The following is a 20995-nucleotide window of genomic DNA, read 5'->3' on the forward strand; positions in this document are numbered from 1 at the left end:
TAGCATATAAATTAGATTTATTGTATTTTTTGAATTAATAATTTGTTTATAGAGGTTTTTCATGAAAATAACACTAAAAAACCTAAAGAGGGATTATGGAACACTTCATGCAGTGCAGGATGTGTCTCTTACTATCCCTTCTAATAAGATATATGGAATTATTGGTCGTTCAGGGGCTGGTAAGTCAACTTTAGTACGTCTAATTAGCATGCTAGAAAAGCCAGATAGTGGAGAGGTTTGGTACGATGAGGAAAGAGTTGATAACCTTTCTAAGAAGGAGCTAATTGCAAAAAGAAGAAGAATTGGAATGATTTTCCAAAACTTCAACCTGTTTTCTTCTAGAAATGCTTTAGAGAATATTGCTTATCCAATGGAGATTTGCCATATGGAAAAAGGCTATATTAAAAAGAGAAGTGAAGAGCTTCTAGCATTAGTAGGCTTAGAGGGTAGAGGTGATGCTCCAATATCTACTCTATCAGGTGGTCAAAAGCAGAGAGTTGCTATCGCAAGAGCGCTTGCTGTTCAGCCAGATATCTTATTTTGTGATGAAGCAACTAGTGCTCTAGACCCTCAAACAACAAGAGCAATATTGGCTTTAATTAAAGAAATTCAAAAGAAGATGAACCTTACAGTTGTTATGATCACACACCAAATGGAGGTTGTTCGTGATGCCTGTGACTTTGTTGCTGTATTAGATTCAGGAAGAGTAGTTGAGGAAGGAAAGGTAAGTGAGGTCTTCGCATCCCCTGTATCTGATGTTACAAAGGACTTTTTATCAACTGGAACAAATATGAGTCAATCTGTAGTTAGATGGTCCCAGGAGCCTGGTCACTATACTCTTCGTTTCCGCGGTCAAGCAACAGATGAACCTATAATTAGTAGCGTAACAAAGGAAACTGGAGCTCTATTTAATATTAGAGCTGCAGGGGTTCAGACTGTTAATGGTGAAGAGATGGGTATTATGGCATTAGATATCGGACCTAATGAGGAGGTTGCTAAAAAGGCAATCGAAAAGCTCAAAGAGGGTGGTATTTCTGTGGAGGTAGTAAAATGAATCAGATGATTAATCTAGTTATGAGTGCCACAGGAGAAACTCTTGTAATGGTATTCTTTTCAACTCTATTTTCTTTAATTTTAGGGCTTCCTATTGGTGTGCTTTTACACGTTACCTCATCAGAGGAGCAGGGTGGTATCATCCCACAGCCAATTTTTAACAATATCTTGGGAAGAATAGTAAATGTATTAAGAAGCTTTCCATTTATCATCCTTATGATACTCTTAATCCCACTTTCAAGATTAATTGTAGGTACAAGTATTGGAACTAAAGCTACTATCGTACCTCTTTCAATTGCCGCTGCTCCATTTGTTGCAAGAATCATCGAATCTGCTTTAAAGGAGGTAGATCCAGGTGTTGTTCAGGCTGCTAAGGCTATGGGCTCAACAAATGCACAAATAATAATAAAGGTATTAATCCCAGAGGCAATGCCTTCATTGGTATCTGGTGTTACCTTGACTATCATTAACCTTATTGGATACTCAGCAATGGCTGGTGCTATTGGTGGTGGCGGTCTTGGTGACCTTGCTATTAGATATGGTTATCAGCGCTTTAGACCATCCTATATGGTAGCTGCTGTACTTGTTATTCTTATCCTTGTAGAGGTAATCCAGGTAGCAGGAAATAAGCTATCTGCTAAGCTATTAGCTTCACGATGAAAAAAGAATTTAGAAAAAGAATTAAAGAGCTAAGACATATAATTCCTATAAAGGAGATCTTTCCTGAGGTGGGTAAGGATATTGAAGTACTCATCACAGGAAAGGAGCTTTTTAGTGAAGTAAACTCTGATATTCCTTCAAATGATGTAATTGAATATCTTGAAACCATTTCATCAAACCTTCCAATGGCTACTGAGCTTAATATAGTTGTTGATGATGAGGTTGATTTCGAAAAGGTTCAAAAATCATATAAGAGCTTTATTGCGCTTTCATTAAAGAGAAAAATTAATGAATTAAGGGTCCTTACACTTAAGGTAAGTGCCTTTTTAATTGTTGGGGCTTTATTACTTATAGTCTCATATTTCTTAGAAAATCTAGCAAAAAGAGTTATCTACGATGCTGTTAATATTATTGGTGGCTTTTCAATTTGGGAAGCTGCTGATACCTTTGTATTTGCTCGCTCTGAAAAGAAAAAGGAAGTAATTACAATGCTTAAGCTATATAAAGCAAAGTGGAAAAAACGTAATATTAGTTAATCACCTGTGAATATCCGTTGCATAAAAATTTAAAAAAATGAATAAAAAATATTGATTTTTTTCTTAAGGGTCGATATTCTATTGCCAAGCTATCGAAATAAAGGAGATTGAATATGACAAATAATATTTATGCAATGTGTTCAGTTTCTATGATGGCTTCTTCAATGATGATGATGCCCGTTTGGGCATAATATTTTAAATTAAACCATTTTTATAACCACAATCAAAAAATCTTAAAAATTAAATCATTAACATCCATATTATTTGGATGGCGAAGGAGTATATCATGAAAAAATTATTTACTGTTTTAGTTGTTGTATTATTTGCATTTACATCTGTTTTCGCACAAGGAAGTAAAGAAGCTGCAGCTTCAAATGTCATCAAGGTTGGCGCAACCCCTGATCCTCACGCAATTTTACTCAATCTAGTCGTTGATGACCTTGCAGCTGAAGGCTATACACTTCAGGTAATCGAATTTACAGACTATGTAACACCTAATGATGCACTCGAAAGTGGTGAGATCGATGCTAACTATTTCCAGCATATTCCTTACCTTGAATCATTTAATACAGAGCATGGTTATCACCTTGTAAATGCTGGTGGTATTCACGTTGAGCCTCTCGCACTCTATTCAAAGAAGGTAGCAAGCTTAGCTGATCTAAAGAATGGTGCTACAATTGCAATTCCTAATGACCCAACTAATGAGGGTAGAGCACTTCTTCTCTTACAGTCTGCTGGTTTAATTAAGCTTTCTGCTTCTGCTGGTCTCGAAGCAACACCTTCTGATATCACAGAGAATGCAAAGGGTCTTAAGTTTAAGGAAATTGAAGCAGCTACACTCCCAAGAATTCTTGATGATGTTGATGCAGCTGTAATAAATGGTAACTATGCAATTCCTGCTGGCTTAATCGCAACTCGTGATGGTCTATTCGTAGAAGGTGCAGACAGCCCATATGTAAACGTAATCGCAGTTAAGGCTGGTAATGAAAACAATCCTGGCATCCAGGCTCTTGTAAAAGCACTTAAGAGCGAAAAGGTTGCTAAGTTTGTTAGTGAGAAATATCCAAACGGTGAAGTTGTTCTCGTAAAATAATAATTAGTATTCTCTTTTGGGAGTGGTTGTCCTGGCCACTCCCTTTTTTCTTACCTAAGAAGGTAAGTAACAAAAAAAGATTAAAATAGAAGTGTATTTTATTAATCCTGTAATGATGAAAGACAATTTTTAATACTATATTAATAGGTATGAATATTAGTTTAATTGTAATAATAAGTTTGTTAGTTTTAAATTTACTCTCCTTTATTGTTATTATTTTTAAAATAAAGCCTAATAAAGCTTCAAACAGAGATTTTCTTGAGCTTGAAAGAGAGCACAATGAGGGGCTAAATGAGTTTCGTGATTCCATCACAGAGCGTTTTGATACTCTAAATCATAGAAATGCAATATTAACTGAGAGTATTAATAAGACTCTTAATGAGGTATCTGTTTCAACTACTAGATTAATGCAATCTGTTAGCGTAAGCATGGAAAACCTTAGAAAGGAAAATAATGACCAGCTTGAGAGGATGAGAAGAGTAGTTGATGAAAAGCTTCAAGAGACTCTTGAGAATAGAATATCTAAGTCCTTTGAGCAGGTTCAAAAGCAGCTTGAAGCTGTTTATAAGGGACTTGGAGAGATGCAGAGTCTTGCAAAAAATGTTGGAGACCTTTCTAAGCTATTTACAAATGTAAAGAGTAGAGGCGTCTGGGGAGAGGTTCAAGCAGAGGCTATAATTAATGAAATCTTAACTGTTGATCAATTTGTTAAGAACTTTAAGCCAAAGGAGAGAAGCAGTGAGGTTGTTGAGTTTGCAATAAAGCTCCCAGGCAAAACAGAGAAGGATAACTGCTACCTTCCAATTGATTCAAAGTTCCCTAGAGAGGACTATGAAAACTACGTTAAAGCTAGTGAAAATGGTAATATTGATGAAATGAGATATTACCAGACTCAGATGAAAAACAGAGTCTTATCAGAAGCAAAGGATATTTATTCAAAGTATATAAATCCACCAAGAACAACTGACTTTGCAATTTTATTTCTCCCAACTGAGAGTCTTTATGCTGAGATTCTATCAATTCCAGGCTTTACAGATAGCTTACAAACTCAATATAGAGTTACTATTGCAGGTCCAACAACACTTGCTGCCTTAATTAATAGCTTACAAATGGGCTTTAAAACTCTTGCAGTTGAGAAGCGAAGTCATGAGGTTTGGAAGCTGTTTGCAGCTATGAAAAAGCAATTTGGTAATTTTGCAAAGAGTGTTGATGCCGCAGTAAAAAGTATTGATAGTGCTTCCTTAAAGCTTAGTGATGTTTCTTCAAGAACTCAAAAAATATCTTCAAAGCTTGAAGCTATTGAGCTTCCAGAGGAGGATGCAAATACAGATATTATTCAAATTACTGATGAGCAATGAATCTGCATTATTATTAAATTATTTATAGCTTTTTTAATGTGTGAAAATATTTTAATAAATATTTATGAAATAATAAATAATATTTATTTGATATAAAATATATATATTAAAAAATATAGAGATTAATATGCATATTTATGCAAATTCTATTGACGATGCTTTTAGAAATTAATATATTATTCTCCAAGAGGTGTATCTTATGAAATTAAAGGGTCGTAGTTTTCTAACATTAAAGGATTATACTAAGGATGAGATTATGTATTTAATCTCCTTAGCAGAAGAATTAAAGAAGAAAAAGTATGTAAAGCCTTGTGATCCAGGTGTAATGGGAAACTTGCTCTCAGGTAAAAATATCGTATTACTTTTTGATAAAACTAGTACTCGTACCCGTTGCTCATTTGAGGTTGCAGCTTTTGATGAAGGTGCTGGTGTAACCTTCCTCACAAATTCACAGATGGGTAAAAAGGAATCTCTTGAAGATACAGCTAAGGTTCTTGGACGTCTCTATGATGGTATTGAATATAGAGGCTTTAAGCACAGTGTAGTTGAGGATTTAGCAAAATATGCAGGAGTTCCTATTTGGAATGGTCTTACAGATGATGACCATCCTACACAGGTTCTTGCTGATTTCTTAACTGCTAAGGAGCATTTAAAGAAGCCTTTAGACAAGATGAAGCTTGCATACGTTGGAGATGGAAGAAACAATGTAGCAAATGCACTCTTCATTGGTGCTACTAAGGTAGGTATGGATTTTGCAGTTGCAACTCCAGAGAGTCTTTTCCCTGCTAAGGAATTAGTTGATGAGTGTAAGGCCTTTGCTGAGATTAGTGGTAGTAAAATTACAATAACTTCTAGTATTGAAGAGGCTGTAAATGGTGCTGATATCATTTATACAGATATTTGGTGCTCCATGGGTGAAGAGGATAAGATGGCTGAGCGTATTGCTCTATTAAAGCCTTATCAAGTAACTATGGATGTGCTAAAGCTAACTGGTAATGAGAATTGTATCTTTGAACACTGCTTACCATCATTCCATGATCTAAATACTACAACTGCTCAGATGGTAAAAGAGAAGTTTGGCTTAGATGAAATGGAAGTAACAGATGAGGTATTCAGAAGTAGCCACAGTGTAGTTTTTGATGAAGCTGAAAATAGAATGCATACTATTAAGGCTGTAATGGTTGCAACTATCTCAGATTCTCTCAGATTTTAATTAATAGAGTGCTTCCTTTGTGAAGCACTTTTTTATTATTATTGACAGTGTCATAACTCTTTGACAAATTTGACAATAATATATTTACTTGTCATTTTTGACATTTTATCGATATAATTACTTTATGCCAAAAAAGATTGACCATGAAGAAAGAAAGATAACAATCCTAAAGAAAGCATTAGAGATTTTTGCTCGTGATGGATATAGAGATAGTAATCTCTCTACTATCGCACAGGAGTGCGGGCTATCGCGTCCAACCTTATATCAATATTTTAAGGATAAGAAAGAAATCTACTACTATGCTGTAAAGCTTGTTACAGGAAAAATGTTCTTTGAATATAGTCAAATGGCATGGGATGAAAGCTATGGTAATACTATAGATCGTATTTCTTGGATTTGCTGTGATATTGTTGACCAAGCTGTTGCTTCAGAGGGTGAGCTACAATCATTAATGGATGTTATGCTTCAAAGCAAGAGAGAGCATGTAGATTTTTCAGACATCATCATGAAAAGAACTGCGAAGCTTACTATTTTGTTTAAACGACTTTTAAATCACGGTGTTCAAAATGGTGAGATTATTCCAGGGTGTGATATAGAGATGGTTTCAAGACATCTATTTACACTCTTGGAAGCTTTCTGCTTTCAAATTGCATTTTTGGGTAATTTCTCTGCTTCTGACTCTAAAGCATTTATTGCAACCTATCTCGATTTCTTCAGAAAAAAGTAATACCCTACTAATTTTGTAGGTAAATTAATAAAAAGATTATTGCTTGCTGCAATCTCAGCTACTGTCCTCTTTCCGTCCATCGCTTCGATGGCTACCTGCTTCTTGAAACTTTCTGAGTAAGTTTTTCTGTTTCTTCCCATTGCTTTCTCTTTTTTCAGAGTCTAGCAATTATTTCTTACTTTTGCATCCTCCTGTCTATTTGGATGGTCTTAGTATACTTAAGGTTTATCTAGAAAATAATACAGATAAGAATGTTCTATTTTCTCTCGATTATTCATCTATAAATGGATATATGGCGGATCCATATTGGGCAACCTCTGTCCTACCATATTCTTCAAAGTATTCAACTATTAGCTGGAGTCAAAGAACTCTTGAAGAAAATTTAATATTTGAGGTTGAGGATATTGAGTTTGAGCTTAAGGCCTATGATTATTGGTTAAGTCCTAATATTGTTCAGAAGAAAATTAAAATAGAGCTTTAAAAAAAACTTGTCGATTTACTCTTTGATAGTTACATTTTCGATTGTGTGAAGCGTTCTCCAAAGCTTGGAGATTATTATGGATTTAAATAAATTTACTATTAAAATGCAGGAGGCAGTTGAGAGAGCTAATCAATTTGCTGGTGAAGAGGGACATAGCGAATTGACCTCAGCACATATCTTAATTGCACTCCTTGACCAAAAGGAAGGTGTAATTAGACCTCTTTTGGAAAAGCTAGGAATTAGCGTTCAAAGTGTAACTTCCGCAATGCGAGATGTACTTGCTAAGCTTCCAAAGGCATATGGCAATGTACAAAGAAGTCTTTCCCAGAGCTGTTATCAGGACTTAAATCAAGCTGAAAAAATAGCTTCCTCTTTTAAGGATGAATATACTAGTGCAGAGCATTTCCTACTTGCGCTAGTAGAGTCCTCAAGTGCTGAGGGACGTGCTTTAAACGAACTCGGACTTAAGAAGGAAGAGATTCTTAAGGCTTTAAAGGATATTAGGGGGAACGTTAGAATTACTAACCAAGATCCTGAGGCTAGCTACCAGGTACTTGAGAAGTATTGTAAGGATTTAACTAAGGCAGCTAGAGAGGATAAGCTTGACCCAGTTATCGGCCGTGATGAGGAGATAAGAAGGGTTATGCAGGTTCTTTGCCGTAAGACTAAGAACAACCCTGTATTAATTGGTGAGCCTGGTGTTGGTAAAACAGCTATTGTAGAGGGACTTGCTCAAAGAATTGTAAAGGGTGATGTACCTGAATCCTTAAGAAGTAAGAGAATACTTTCTCTTGATGTAGGCTCCTTGGTTGCAGGTGCAAAGTTTAGGGGTGAATTCGAGGAAAGATTAAAGGGCGTTATTAATGAAGTTACTAAAAGTAATGGCGAGGTAATACTCTTTATCGATGAGCTTCATACTATTGTTGGTGCCGGTGCAAGTGAGGGCTCTACCGATGCTTCTAACCTAATTAAGCCTGCTCTAGCAAGAGGTGAGTTACATGCTATTGGTGCAACTACACTCGATGAATACAGAAAGTATATCGAAACAGATAAGGCTCTTGAGAGAAGATTCCAGACTGTTTATACAAAGGAACCAACTGTAGAGGATACTATTGCTATTCTTAGAGGTCTTCAGCCTAAATATGAAGTACACCATGGTGTAAGAATTAAGGATGAAGCCCTAGTTGCTGCTGCTACTTTATCAGATAGATACATTACTAATAGATTCCTTCCTGATAAAGCAATTGACCTTGTCGATGAGGCTGCATCACAGCTAAAGATGGAGATCGAAAGCCAGCCTGTAGAGCTCGATAAAATCGATAGAAAGATGCTTCAGCTATCTGTTGAAAAGAGTGCTCTAGCTAGAGAAAAGGATGAAGCTAGTAAGGAGCGTCTTGATAAGATTAATAGCGAGCTTGCCGACTTAAAGTCTCGTCACGATGCAATGCATCTTCAATGGAGTAATGAAAAAGAGCTTATTGATGGTCTAAAGAGCAAAAAGAGTGAGCTTGAAAGACTTTCTAGTGAGCAAGCACAAGCTGAGAGGGATGGTAACCTAAATAGAGCTGCTGAGATTAAATATGGTTTAATTCCAGCTGTCCAGAAGGATATCAAGGAGAGAGAGGAGAAGCTAAAGCAATCACAAAACTCTGAGCATCGTCTCTTAAGAGAGGAGGTAACAGAGGATGATATTGCTAGAATAGTTTCCTCCTGGACCGGTGTACCTGTTAGTAAGATGATGGGTAGTGAGATGCAAAAGTACCTAAAGCTTGAGGATACTCTTTCTAAGAAGGTAATTGGACAAGAGGAAGCAATTAGAGCTGTTAGTAATGCGATTAGACGTAATAAGACAGGTATTGGCGATGAGCATAGACCTCTTGGCTCATTCCTATTTGCAGGTCCAACTGGTGTAGGTAAGACATTACTTGCAAAGATTCTTGCAGATTTTCTCTTTGATGATGAGAGAGCTTTAACTCGTATAGATATGTCTGAGTATATGGAGAAATACTCAGTGTCTAGATTAATTGGAGCACCTCCAGGATATGTTGGTTATGATCAGGGTGGTCAGCTTACAGAGGTTGTAAGAAGAAGACCTTATTCAGTTATCTTGTTTGATGAAATTGAAAAGGCACATCCTGATGTATTTAACATCCTACTTCAGGTTCTTGATGATGGTCGTCTTACAGATGGTCAGGGTAGAGTAGTAGATTTCACAAATACTATTATTATCATGACTAGTAACCTAGCATCACGTGAGATACTTGAGCAGAAAGCTAAGAAGGAGGATATTTTATCAATAATTGAAGCTCACTTTAAGCCTGAGTTTATTAACCGTATCGATGAAATAGTTATCTTCAATCCTCTTGGTAAGGAGCAGGTATCTTCAATTGTTGAATTGCAGCTTGAAGCTCTAAAGAAGAGAATTCAAGGCCGTGGCTATGACTTAGTATGGGATGATAAGGTCGTTTCCTATATTAGTGATGTTGGCTTTGACCCAGATTTCGGTGCTCGTCCAATTAGACGTGCAATTCAAAATGAGATTGAAAATACTCTTGCTAAGGAGATGCTTGCAGGAACACTTTCAACCTCTAAACCAATTAAGCTAACGCTTGAAAATGACCATATAAAGGTCTCTAACTAAATAAATGCCTCACCTATGCATAAAGCAGGGTGAGGCTTTATTTTAAATGCTCTTTAATAGCATTTAATGAAGCAGGATCATCAATATCTATTATGCTTTCTCTTCTTCCGCTATAGAAATTATGAGGATGCTCTTTAATTACATCTCTAACTCTTTTATCACTTGAGAGTATTAATTCTACTAGCTCCTTCTTTAGAGCAACTGGATGACCTGCTATGCCATTAAATATCGGTCTAGCAGCTAGTACATCCTTTAAATTTATCTCTGCTTTTATAAAATCTTCCCTTTGTAAAAAGGGTACATCGGCAAGAGTTACTATGATATCTGATTGAGTATGAGAGAGTAGGCATCTTAACGATGATTCTTGTCCATTTTCATATTGTGGATTGTATATTACTTTAACGGGATAGTTTTTTAATATATCCTCGCTCCTTTCTCTTTCATAACCAGTTATTACAGTTATATCATTTGAATATGAGAGTGCATTTATTACACTATGCTCTAGGATTGTTTTTCCTCCTACATCTATTAATAGCTTATTAATATTACCCATTCTTTTTGACAATCCTGCTGCAAGAATTCCTATTTTCATAATAGAACAAAACCTCTCCTAAAACTATAATAGCACCTATGATAGCAACATTCATCAATGCATTTACTGTAATTTTAGGTGGCCTTTTAGGCCTTTTATTAAAGAAAAAGATATCTTCATCCTTTAAAGATATTGTTATGACTGCAGCAGGTGTTACAACCTTAGTACTTGGACTTGGAATGGCTTTAGAGGCACCAAGTGCTATAGCAAATTTATTTAGTATGATTTTAGGTGGCTTTATTGGGTTTGCCTTAAGAATAGAGGATAGAGTTTTAAGCCTTGGCGATAAGATAGAAAGACTTGGTGGTTCATCAGCTTCAAATGGAGATTTTGCAAAGGGCTTTCTTAATTCCTCACTTTTATTTTGTACTGGAGCAATGAGTATAGTTGGCTCCATTCAAGCCGGAACTACCTCAAACTATGAGCTAATATTAATTAAGAGTGTAATGGATGGCTTTATGGCTATAGTGTTTGCATCAACCTACGGTCTTGGAGTTTTTGCTTCTGCGCTTACTATTATTGTTTATCAGGGCTTCTTTACCTTAGCAGGTGGGTATATCGAGCCTATACTAGGAGAGGTTGGAATAAGTGCTATGGCATCAACTGGAGGATTCCTTCTAGTTCTATTAGCATTAAGCCTACTAAATCTTAAGGACTCTAAAACAGGAAACTTCCTACCTGCTTTAATCCTAGCTCCAATAATGCAATACCTATATAGCTTACTTCCTCTTTAAAAAATAAAAGCGTCTTCACAAGGAAAGACGCTTTTATATGACATAGGCTATTTATTAGTTGTTTTTAGCATCCTCAAGGGCACTATCTGTCTTGCTCTTCTTAACAGGACACTTCTTAACTTTCCAAATCTCATTTGCATACTCAAGGATTGTTCTATCTGAAGAGAACTTACTTGAAGAAGCAATATTGATGATAGCCTTCTTATTCCATTCATCAATATTATTCTTGTAAAGATCTGTAGCTTTGTTATGCATGTCGTTATACATTCTAAGATCAGCAAAGATACAATACTTATCACCATATTCAAATAGGGATCTTAAGAGTGGCTCAAAGATATTTGGCTCACTAACGTTGAAGTGACCAGAGGTAACTAGATCAACAGCCTTCTTGATTTCTGCATCCTTATTTACCCAGTCCATTGGGTTGTAGCCATTATTCTTAAGAGCTGTGATTTCATCCTCAGTATGACCGAAGATAAAGCAGTTCTCTGCGCCAGCCTCTTCCTGGATTTCAACGTTTGCACCATCGAGAGTACCCATTGTGAGAGCACCGTTGATCATGAACTTCATGTTACCTGTACCACTAGCCTCAAGACCTGCTGTTGAGATCTGCTCTGAGATGTTAGTAGCTGGGATAACCTTTTCAGCCATTGTTACACGGTAGTTAGGCATGAAGAATACCTGTAAGCTCTTATTAACCTGTGGGTCAGAGTTGATAACTGCTGCAACGTTATTAATAAACTTAATAATAAGCTTAGCATTAACATATCCAGGAGCAGCCTTACCACCAAATAAGAAGGTTGTAGGTGGGAATGATTCTCTATAAGCCTTATCTTCCTTCATTCTTGAATAGATTAAGATAACGTTAAAGATATTCATTAGCTGTCTCTTATACTCGTGAATACGCTTAACCTGAACATCAAATAGGGTAGATGGGTCTACAATGATACCACAATCCTTCTTGAGGAATGCTGCTGCTGTTTCCTTAGCACTTCTTTTAATCTTATTAAAGTCCTCTCTGAAGGCAGCATCATCTGCATAGCTCTTAAGGTTAGCAATTTGGCTAAAGTCTGTAATCCAGCCATCACCAATTACTTCTGTAATCTTTTTAGCAAGTAATGGGTTTGCATCTAAGAGCCAACGGCGCTGTGTAATACCATTAGTCTTATTATTAAATCTTTCTGGGTAGATTTGGTTAAACTCAGGGAACATACTAGTCTTGAGAAGCTCTGAGTGGAGTGCTGCAACACCGTTTGTTGAGTGAGTACCAATAATAGAAAGGTTAGCCATTCTAATCATCTTAGGATTTGATTCCTCGATAATAGAAACCTTTGCAATCTTGTCATTTTGGAATGGGAAGAATGCTACAGCCTTCTGGAGGAAGCGATGATTTATTTCATAGATGATCTGGAGGTGTCTTGGGAGAATTGAACCAAGCATTGGTACTGACCACTTTTCAAGTGCTTCTGGCATCAATGTGTGGTTTGTATATCCAAGAGTTTTAACTGTAATATCCCAAGCCTCATCCCACTCGAGTCCCTCTAGGTCGATGAGTACTCTCATTAGCTCTGGAACTGTAATTGATGGGTGAGTATCGTTAAGCTGGATAGCTGCTTCATTAGGGAAGTTCTTCCAATTGTAGTTAGGATTTCTCTTAAATCTTCTAACGATATCTGCAACTGAGCACGCAACAAAGAAGTACTGCTGCTTTAATCTTAGCTCCTTACCCATATAAAGAGTATCATTAGGGTAGAGAACCTGTGAGATATTCTCTGCATTAATCTTGTTTCTTACTGCTTCTGTGTAATCACCTGAGTTAAACTCCTGGAAGCTGAATTCAGCTGGTGACATTGCAGACCAGAGACGAAGTGTGTTGATAGTCTTACCACCGTAGCCAATAATTGGTGTGTCGTAAGCCATACCATTTACCTGTTCAGCTGGAACCCACTTATAGATATCCTTTCCATTTTCTCTGATAACCTTTACCTCACCACCAAAATATACTGGGTATACGATAGAAGGTCTCTTTACTTCCCAAGGATTTCCGTTTTCAAGCCAGTTATCTGGGAGCTCTGCCTGCCAGCCATTTCTAATTTGCTGCTTAAAGATACCATAATTATATCTAATACCATAGCCATAAGCTGGAAGCTCTAGAGTTGCTAAGCTATCGAGGAAGCATGCTGCAAGACGTCCTAAACCACCATTACCAAGGCCTGCATCTGGTTCAATATCTGCAAGCTCTTCAAATTGATATCCAAGAGAAGCAAAAGCATCCTTAACCTGCTTTTCAATACCAAGGTTGATGATGTTGTTGGTCATAGCTCTACCCATGAGGAATTCTAGTGAAAGGTAGTAGACCCTCTTAGCGCTCTTCGCTCTCTGAGTTTTTCTGGAGAGATCCCACTGGTGGATTATCCTATCACGGATTGCCAGCACTGCAGCCTGATATTTAGCTTGATCATCTACATGATAAGTATCTGCATCGAGAGTATATTTTAATTGCTCTGCAAAATCCTGTGCGATGTCTTTGGCAGTGTGTCCGTATTTTGTACGAATTTCGTTGGCCATATTATCTCCTAATTTGTAAAAATCAACGAATTTTAATATAGATAATTTTTTGTAAATTAAGCAAGTACTAAACTAATGTAAATAAAAATAAACTCGAGAAGAAATATATTAAAAGAATAATTTTTTTGATATATTGACAAAATATGAAATATTCTGATACATTATCTTCTGCATGTTCGACATAGTCGGATAAGTGTATATTTGTGCCCTTGTAGCTCAGTCGGTAGAGCACCACCATGGTAAGGTGGGGGTCAGCGGTTCAAATCCGCTCGAGGGCTCGATAAGAGAAAAGAACGGTAATAACCGAGGAGATATATTGGTATGGCAAGTTCAAAGAAGAAAGGTCCAGTAGAGAAAATTGCTCTTCAGTGCACAGAGTGTAAGCAGAAGAACTATACTACAGAGAAAAATCGTCGTAATACACCAAATAAGCTTGAGCTCATGAAGTATTGTCCTTTTGAGAGAAAGCACACTCTTCACAGAGAGACAAAAATCAAATAAGATTATAAGGGTACGTCAAGGTACCTGCAGGTCAATAGCTCCAACGGCTAGAGCACTGGTCTCCAAAACCGGGTGTTGTAGGTTCGAATCCTACTTGGCCTGCAGGTACCTTGAAACAAATTGGGAGAAAATAAGATGAAGAAAATTGTTAAATACTTCAAGGAATGTTACCTCGAGATGAAAAAGGTCTCATGGCCTAACCGTCAGATGGTTTTCCAGTCAACAAAGATTGTTATTATCTCTACAGTAGTATTTGCTCTTATCCTTGGCCTTGTTGATTTCCTTCTCTTGAAGGGTATCTTCTTAATTTTCTAGTAGGTAATAATAATGGCGAAAGGTTGGTACATAGTACACACATACTCCGGATATGAACAGAAGATCCAGAGAACAATCATGAAATTACGCGAGATGGATGATGACTTCGCTCTTATCGTAACTGATGTTAAGGTTCCAATGGAAACTGTAACAGAAATAAAGGACGGTAAGAAGAAGGAGGTTAAGCATAAGCTCCTCCCTGGCTATATCCTCGTTGAGATTGATTTCCCTGAAGATGCTACTTGGAAGAATACATATTCAAAGATTAAGAGAATCCAAGGTGTTACCGGCTTTGTTAGTGCTATGGATGGCAGAAAACCACAGCCACTTTCTGCTGCAGAGATGAAGGACATCATGCAGAAGACAGGTGAAGTACCTACAGAAAAGGTATTTAAGCCAAAACAGAACTTCCAAGTTGGAGAAGAGGTTAAGATTGTTGATGGTCCATTTGAATCATTCTCTGGTACCATCGAAGAGATTGATTCTGTAAAGAATAAGCTCAGAGTTTCTGTCCAAATCTTTGGTCGTTCAACACCTGTAGAGGTTGAATTCTTACAGGTTGAGAAGGTAGTTCTCTAAATATCATTGCTAAGACGGGTTCTTGACGCCGTCTTACATTTGTTTTTTGACATCGTCAAGCTAAAATCGTTTACTCCCCGCTTGGGCAATAGCTCAACCGGGTGGGAGCCAGATCGTATGACTGGCGTTAATACCAGCGCAGAGTCCCGCTTATATCGGTCAACTCAGACCAGACTCTGACGTAAGGAGAAAGAAAATGGCAAAGAAGAAGGTTACTGCAGTTATTAAGTTGCAGTGTCCTGCACAGAAGGCTACACCGGCACCACCAATCGGACCGGCTCTCGGCCCTCATGGTGTCAGTGCCCCACAGTTTGTTCAGCAGTTCAATGACAAGACTAAAGGTTATGAACCTGGACTTATCCTCCCAGTTATCATTACAGTTTATGCGGATAAGAGCTTCTCTTTTATCCTCAAAACACCACCAGCAGCTGTTCTCATTAAGAAAGCCCTTGGCTTACAGAGCGGTAGTGGTACTCCTAACAAGACAAAGGTAGGAAAGCTCACTCAGGCTCAGCTTACAGAGATCGCTACTACAAAGCTTCCTGATCTTAATGCATTCGATATTGAAGCAGCAAAGAAGATCGTTGCAGGTACAGCACGCTCAATGGGCGTAGAGGTGGAGAAGTAAGATGAAAAGAGGTAAGAAATATCAGGAAGCAGCTAAGAAGGTAGATAGAAATCAGCTTTATTCTCTCTTAGATGCTGCAAAATTAGTCAAGGACTGCTCCTTCGCTAAGTTCACGGAAACAGTTGAGATTTCAGTTTGTCTTCAGCTCAAGAAGAGCCAGACAGTCCGTGATACCGTTGTTCTTCCAAACCAGTTCCAGGCTCAGAAGAAGATTCTCGTCTTCGCTAAGGGTGATAAGGCTCAGGAAGCCCTCGATGCAGGTGCTGCATATGTAGGTGATACAGAGCTTATCGAAAAGGTTCGCTCAGGTTGGATGGATTTCGATGTCGCTGTCGCAACTCCTGACATGATGAAGGATGTAGGTCGTCTCGGTCCTATCCTTGGTAGACGTGGTTTAATGCCTAACCCAAAGACTCACACAGTTACATTTGATATTAAGGAAGCTCTTGCTGAATTAAATAAAGGTCGTGTAGAGTTCCGCGCTGATAAGACAGGTGTTGTTCACCTTGCTATCGGTAAGGTAAACATGGACGCAGAGAAGATTGCTGAAAACGCTCAGGCAACACTTGATGAAATCATGAGAAAGAAGCCTGTTGATGCTAAGGGTGAATTTGTTCTCTCTGTAGCACTCTCTTCAACCATGGGCCCTGGTGTTCATGTTGACTTTAAAGCTCTTCAGAGCAAGTAAGGAGGAAAACGTATGGAAAATTATCAGACACGTATTACCCCTGCTAAGGAAGATGCAGTAAAGGCTCTTAAGGATGAATTTGAGGGATACAACGGTTATATCTTTACAGATTATAGAGGTATGACTGTAGCTCAGATTACAGAGCTTAGGACAGCTCTCAGAAAGAACGATGCTCAGTACCGCGTTATTAAGAACCGCTTTGCAAAGATTGCAATGAAGGATCTTGGTAAGGGTGGCGCTGAAGAGCAGATGGTTGGCCCAACTGCTGTCGCTCTCGCAAAGGGTGATGAATCAAACGTAGTTGCTAAAGCACTTTTCGAAGCAATCAAGAATGGTGCACCTATGCAAGTTAAAGGCGCTTTAATTGATGGCGAACTCATGAGTGTAGATGAAGTTGAAGCACTCAGCAAGCTCCCAACAAAGCTCGAGCTTATTGCTTCCTTAATGGGTACAATGAAGGCTCCAGTTCAGAAGCTCGCTGCTACATTGCTTGCGTATGTCGAATCAAAGGGTGGCGTTGCTACCTCTGACAACGAATAATACGATCATAGTCTTCGTTAATACGTAACCTGCTAGATCGTGAAAAATATCTTATAGGAGAAGATAATATGGCTACTAAAGAAGAAATTTTGGAATCAATTGCACAGATGTCAGTAATGGAAGTTGCTGATCTCATCAAGATGATGGAAGAGAAGTTCGGCGTTGTTGCAGCAGCTGCTGCAGTTGCTGCTGGTCCTGCTGCTGCAGCTGCTGAGGCTGTTGAAGAGCAGACAGAGTTCAACGTAACTCTTAAGAGTGTTGACGCTGCTAAGAAGATCGCTTGTATCAAGGAAGTTCGTGCTATTACAGGTCTTGGCCTCAAGGAAGCTAAGGAACTCTGCGAGAACGGCGGTGTATTAAAAGAAGGTGTCAGCAAGGACGAAGCTAAGGCTATGAAAGAGAAGCTCGAAGCTGCTGGCTGTGTAATCGAAGTAAAATAATTATCCTTATGGAGGCTCTAACTACGAGCCTCTACTGGAGGTGCCATCGGGGGGAAATACCCTTGGTGGCATAATCTGTCTTTTATAAACAGTTAAATTTAGGTGGTTTTTCCACCAATTTTGGAGGGTACATTGATGGTTGCCAGAGGCAAAGTCATTGAACGTAAATATATTGGTTCCGATTTCCAGGAAGTCTGTGAGCTACCGAACCTTATCGGAGTTCAGCTAGATAGTTATGAGAGATTCCTGCAACTGGATAAACTTAAGGAAGGTGCAGAACCTGATCCAAGATTTGGCCTTGAGGCAGTTTTTAGGAACACCTTTCCTATCGTAAGTCCGAATGGTGAGATGACTTTAGGCTACGATGGATATACACTAGATTTTGATGGTATTAAGTATACTGAGGATGAGTGTAAGAAAAAGGGCCGTTCATATTGTGTACCAGTTAAGGCTAGAATTAATCTAGAGCTTAAGAATGGAGAAATTAGAGAGAAGGAGATATTCTTTGGTGATATCCCTATCATGACAGACAGAGGCACATTTATCATTAATGGTGCTGAAAGAGTTGTCGTTTCTCAGATCCACCGTTCTCCTGGTGTTATTTTCCAGGTAGAAAAGGGTGTTTATTCTTCAAGAATCATCCCATATCGTGGCTCATGGCTCGAATTTGAAATTGATGAGAAGAAGAATATCATTTGTGCGAAGATCGATAGAAAGAAGCGTATCCTCGGTACTCTCTTCTTGAGAGCTATTGGTGTTGATACTAGAGAGAAGATCGTTAGCGCATTCTATAAGAGCGAAACTATTGCTTTAAGTAGTGAAAATAGAGAGGAAGCGGAGAACCGCTATTCCTATAAGGATATCTATGCAGTTGTAGATGGAGAGGAAAAGAAGATTGTACGTGCTGGTGATATGCTACACCCACACGAAATTGATAACCTCCTTGCATGTGGTATCACATCTGTTGATGTCGTAGATATGAAGAGTGATGATACTCTCCACTCAGAGATTATCCTCAACTGTCTCGAGTATGAATCAACAAAATATACAAGTGAAGGTGAGGACGAGCCTTCTAAGGAAGAGTACTTATCTGTAATTTATCAGGTTCTCATGCCAGGCGAAATGATCGCTATGGAGAGAGCTGAAAGAGATCTACCTGAGATGTTCTTCTCTGAAAAGAGATATGATCTTGGTAAGGTTGGTCGTTATAAGTTCTATAAGAAGTTTGCATCTCCTGATGAGGAGATGAATACAGACCTTACAGTTCTAACTCCTCAGGATATTGTTAACACAATGGGCTTCTTAATTAAGGTATATAATAGAGAGGCAAACGTTGATGATATCGATCACCTTGGAAATAGACGTGTTAGATCTGTAGGTGAGCTTTTACAGACACAGCTTAATGCTGCTTTCTCAAGAATGGAGAGAATTGCTCGTGAGAGAATGAATCTTGAGAATGAATCATCTGTAAAGCCACAGGAAGTAATCTCAATTAAGCCAATTGTTGCTGCAATTAAGGAGTTCTTTGGTTCATCACAGCTTTCTCAGTTCATGGATCAGGTAAACCCACTTGCAGAGCTTACTCACAAGAGAAGACTTAATGCTCTTGGTCCAGGTGGTCTTTCAAGAGACCGCGCAGGCTTCGAGGTTCGTGATGTACACTATACCCACTATGGTAGAATGTGTCCTATCGAAACACCTGAAGGTCCAAACATCGGTCTTATCGTTTCTCTTGCTAACTATACAAGAATTAATGAATATGGTTTCTTAGAGACTCCATACCGCAAGGTTGAGAATGGTATTGCAACAAAGACAGTATGCTACCTCGATGCTAATGATGAAGAGAAATACTACATCGCTCAGGCTTCTGCTAAGGTAGATAAGGATGGTAACTTCATCGATAAGGAAGTTCCTGTTCGTCACCAGGGTGATTACTCAACACGTTCTCCAAAGGACGTACAGTTCATGGACGTATCACCAAAGCAGGTAATCTCAGTTGCTGCATCCTTAATTCCTTTCCTTGAACACGACGATGCTAACCGTGCACTCATGGGTTCAAACATGCAGCGTCAGGCAGTACCACTTGTATTCCCTGAGGCTCCACGTGTTGGTACAGGTATGGAAGGTAAGTCAGCCTATGACTCTGGCGTCTTAGTTAAGGCTAAGAGAGGTGGTGAGGTTGTTTATGCTTCTGCTACTGAGATAAGAATTAAGGTTAATAAGGCTGAATGTGAGATCGAGGGTGAGGTAGATACATACCACATCCATAAGTTCGAGAGAACAAACAACGATACCTGCTTAAATCAGAAGACTATCGTATCTGTTGGTCAGAAGGTAGAGAAGGGTACTGTCCTCGCAGATGGTCCTGCTACTCAAAATGGTGAGCTTGCTCTTGGACGCAATATTCTTGTAGGATTCGTTCCTTGGAACGGATATAACTACGAGGATGCTGTATTAATCAGTGAGCGTGTTGTTAGAGAGGATATTTATACCTCTATCCATATTAAAGAGTTCTCTATCGATATTCGTGAGACAAAGCTTGGTCCAGAAAGACTTACACGCGATATTCCTAATACTAGCGAGAGAGCAGTTGCTAACCTCGATAGTGAGGGTATTGTAACAATTGGTACCTATGTTCGCCCAGGTAGTATCCTTGTTGGTAAGGTAACTCCAAAGAGTGAATCAGATACAACTCCAGAGTTTAAGCTTCTAAACTCTATCTTCGGTGAGAAGGCTAAGGAGGTAAGAGATACCTCTCTTAAGGTTCCTCACGGTACAGAGGGTACAGTTATTGATATCCATAGAATGAAGAAGAGTGAGAAGGATGAGCTTCCTCCTGGTGTTGATGAGACTGTTACAGTATTAATCGCAATTAAGAGAAAGCTTACTCAGGGCGATAAGATGGCTGGTCGTCACGGAAATAAGGGTGTCGTTTCAAGAATTCTTCCTGAAGAGGATATGCCATACATGGAAGATGGTACTCCACTCGATGTATGTCTCAACCCTCTCGGTGTACCATCACGAATGAACATCGGTCAGCTCATGGAAACTCAGCTTGGTTGGGCAGCTGTTAAGCTTGATGAGTGGTATTCATCACCAGTATTCCAGTCAGCTTCAATGCAGCAGATCGAGGATAAGATGAAGGAAGCAGGTCTTCCTGTAACAAGTAAGACTAAGCTTATGGATGGTCGTACTGGTGTTCCATTTGTAAACCCAGTATTCTGTGGTTACATCTACTACCTCAAGCTACACCACCTCGTTGATGATAAGATGCATGCTCGTTCAACAGGTCCTTATTCACTTGTTACTCAGCAGCCTCTTGGTGGTAAGGCTCAGTTCGGTGGTCAGAGACTCGGAGAAATGGAAGTATGGGCACTTGAAGCATATGGTGCTGCTAATACTCTACAGGAGCTCTTGACTATTAAGTCCGATGATATGAACGGAAGAGTAAAGATTTATGAATCTATCGTTAAGGGTGAACCAGCTCAGAATGCAGGTATGCCTGAGGCATTTAATGTACTCGTTCAGGAAATCAGAGGTCTTGCTCTCGATATGAGCGTTTATGATTCAAACGGTAGACAGGTTCCACTTACAGAGCGTGAGGAAGAGCTTCTCGACAAGAAGGAAAAGGGATCCATCTAGGAGGAT

The 20995-nt window shown here is 38.7% G+C and carries 20 protein-coding genes and 2 tRNA genes; 20 read left to right on the forward strand and 2 right to left on the reverse strand.

Annotation, left to right across the window (positions count from 1 at the left end):
• Positions 1-61 precede the first annotated feature (61 nt).
• From FYJ80_RS01450 to clpB, 9 genes are all read left to right on the forward strand, one after another.
• Positions 62-1054 carry a methionine ABC transporter ATP-binding protein gene (locus FYJ80_RS01450; RefSeq protein WP_154424349.1) on the forward strand — a complete coding sequence of 331 codons (993 nt, stop codon included), beginning with the start codon at positions 62-64 and terminating at the stop codon, positions 1052-1054.
• Entirely contained in the window at positions 1051-1713 is a 663-nt protein-coding gene (locus tag FYJ80_RS01455; RefSeq protein WP_154424350.1) for a methionine ABC transporter permease, read from the forward strand. The genes FYJ80_RS01450 and FYJ80_RS01455 overlap by 4 nt, the downstream gene beginning before the upstream one ends.
• A complete protein-coding gene (locus FYJ80_RS01460; protein WP_154424351.1) occupies positions 1710-2249 on the forward strand; it encodes a hypothetical protein in 540 nt (179 codons plus the stop codon). The genes FYJ80_RS01455 and FYJ80_RS01460 overlap by 4 nt, the downstream gene beginning before the upstream one ends.
• 286 nt (positions 2250-2535) lie before the next feature.
• Complete coding sequence (locus FYJ80_RS01465) at positions 2536-3342, forward strand: MetQ/NlpA family ABC transporter substrate-binding protein (protein WP_154424352.1); 807 nt, start codon at positions 2536-2538, stop codon at positions 3340-3342.
• Positions 3343-3491: 149 nt separating this feature from the next.
• Positions 3492-4700 carry a DNA recombination protein RmuC gene (locus FYJ80_RS01470; protein ID WP_154424353.1) on the forward strand — a complete coding sequence of 403 codons (1209 nt, stop codon included), beginning with the start codon at positions 3492-3494 and terminating at the stop codon, positions 4698-4700.
• 199 nt (positions 4701-4899) lie between these two features.
• Complete coding sequence (gene argF, locus FYJ80_RS01475; protein ID WP_154424354.1) at positions 4900-5913, forward strand: ornithine carbamoyltransferase; 1014 nt, start codon at positions 4900-4902, stop codon at positions 5911-5913.
• Between the two features lie 124 nt (positions 5914-6037).
• Entirely contained in the window at positions 6038-6640 is a 603-nt protein-coding gene (locus FYJ80_RS01480) for a TetR/AcrR family transcriptional regulator (protein WP_154424355.1), read from the forward strand.
• A gap of 199 nt (positions 6641-6839) precedes the next feature.
• Positions 6840-7121, forward strand: coding sequence for a hypothetical protein (locus FYJ80_RS01485; RefSeq protein WP_154424356.1), 282 nt, complete (start codon positions 6840-6842; stop codon positions 7119-7121).
• A gap of 76 nt (positions 7122-7197) precedes the next feature.
• Positions 7198-9762 (forward strand): ATP-dependent chaperone ClpB, encoded by a 2565-nt coding sequence (gene clpB, locus FYJ80_RS01490; protein ID WP_154424357.1) that lies wholly within the window; start codon positions 7198-7200, stop codon positions 9760-9762.
• Positions 9763-9799: 37 nt separating this feature from the next.
• On the opposite strand, the gene FYJ80_RS01495 is transcribed toward clpB, so the two are convergent.
• Positions 9800-10354, reverse strand: coding sequence for a nucleotidyltransferase family protein (locus FYJ80_RS01495; protein WP_154424358.1), 555 nt, complete (start codon positions 10352-10354; stop codon positions 9800-9802).
• 38 nt (positions 10355-10392) lie between these two features.
• On the opposite strand from FYJ80_RS01495, the gene FYJ80_RS01500 reads away from it, so the two are divergent.
• A complete protein-coding gene (locus FYJ80_RS01500) occupies positions 10393-11088 on the forward strand; it encodes a DUF554 domain-containing protein (protein ID WP_154424359.1) in 696 nt (231 codons plus the stop codon).
• A gap of 54 nt (positions 11089-11142) precedes the next feature.
• Here the strand turns inward: FYJ80_RS01500 and FYJ80_RS01505 are convergent, their stop codons facing one another.
• The gene (locus tag FYJ80_RS01505; protein ID WP_154424360.1) at positions 11143-13656 is read right to left on the reverse strand and encodes a glycogen/starch/alpha-glucan phosphorylase; all 2514 of its coding nucleotides are present in this window, start codon (positions 13654-13656) and stop codon (positions 11143-11145) included.
• Between the two features lie 205 nt (positions 13657-13861).
• Here FYJ80_RS01505 and FYJ80_RS01510 point away from each other — a divergent pair.
• The 10 genes from FYJ80_RS01510 (at position 13862) to rpoB (ending at position 20989) form a co-directional block, all read left to right on the forward strand.
• Positions 13862-13934, forward strand: a tRNA-Thr gene (locus FYJ80_RS01510).
• Between the two features lie 43 nt (positions 13935-13977).
• Positions 13978-14157, forward strand: a complete 180-nt coding sequence (rpmG, locus tag FYJ80_RS01515) for a 50S ribosomal protein L33 (protein ID WP_154424361.1) — start codon at positions 13978-13980, stop codon at positions 14155-14157.
• 28 nt (positions 14158-14185) lie between these two features.
• Positions 14186-14259, forward strand: a tRNA-Trp gene (locus FYJ80_RS01520).
• Between the two features lie 33 nt (positions 14260-14292).
• Entirely contained in the window at positions 14293-14472 is a 180-nt protein-coding gene (secE, locus tag FYJ80_RS01525) for a preprotein translocase subunit SecE (protein ID WP_154424362.1), read from the forward strand.
• A 12-nt stretch (positions 14473-14484) separates the two neighbouring features.
• Complete coding sequence (gene nusG, locus FYJ80_RS01530; RefSeq protein ID WP_154424363.1) at positions 14485-15051, forward strand: transcription termination/antitermination protein NusG; 567 nt, start codon at positions 14485-14487, stop codon at positions 15049-15051.
• A gap of 196 nt (positions 15052-15247) precedes the next feature.
• Positions 15248-15679, forward strand: coding sequence for a 50S ribosomal protein L11 (gene rplK, locus FYJ80_RS01535; RefSeq protein WP_154424364.1), 432 nt, complete (start codon positions 15248-15250; stop codon positions 15677-15679).
• 1 nt (position 15680) lies between these two features.
• The gene (gene rplA / locus FYJ80_RS01540) at positions 15681-16367 is read left to right on the forward strand and encodes a 50S ribosomal protein L1 (RefSeq protein WP_154424365.1); all 687 of its coding nucleotides are present in this window, start codon (positions 15681-15683) and stop codon (positions 16365-16367) included.
• A 12-nt stretch (positions 16368-16379) separates the two neighbouring features.
• Positions 16380-16907, forward strand: coding sequence for a 50S ribosomal protein L10 (rplJ, locus tag FYJ80_RS01545; protein WP_154424366.1), 528 nt, complete (start codon positions 16380-16382; stop codon positions 16905-16907).
• A gap of 68 nt (positions 16908-16975) precedes the next feature.
• Complete coding sequence (gene rplL / locus FYJ80_RS01550) at positions 16976-17347, forward strand: 50S ribosomal protein L7/L12 (protein ID WP_154424367.1); 372 nt, start codon at positions 16976-16978, stop codon at positions 17345-17347.
• Between the two features lie 135 nt (positions 17348-17482).
• Positions 17483-20989 carry a DNA-directed RNA polymerase subunit beta gene (gene rpoB, locus FYJ80_RS01555; protein ID WP_154424368.1) on the forward strand — a complete coding sequence of 1169 codons (3507 nt, stop codon included), beginning with the start codon at positions 17483-17485 and terminating at the stop codon, positions 20987-20989.
• Positions 20990-20995: the final 6 nt, after the last annotated feature.

The sequence above is a fragment of the Bullifex porci genome, assembly GCF_009695635.1.
GTDB classification, from domain to species: domain Bacteria; phylum Spirochaetota; class Spirochaetia; order Sphaerochaetales; family Sphaerochaetaceae; genus Bullifex; species Bullifex porci.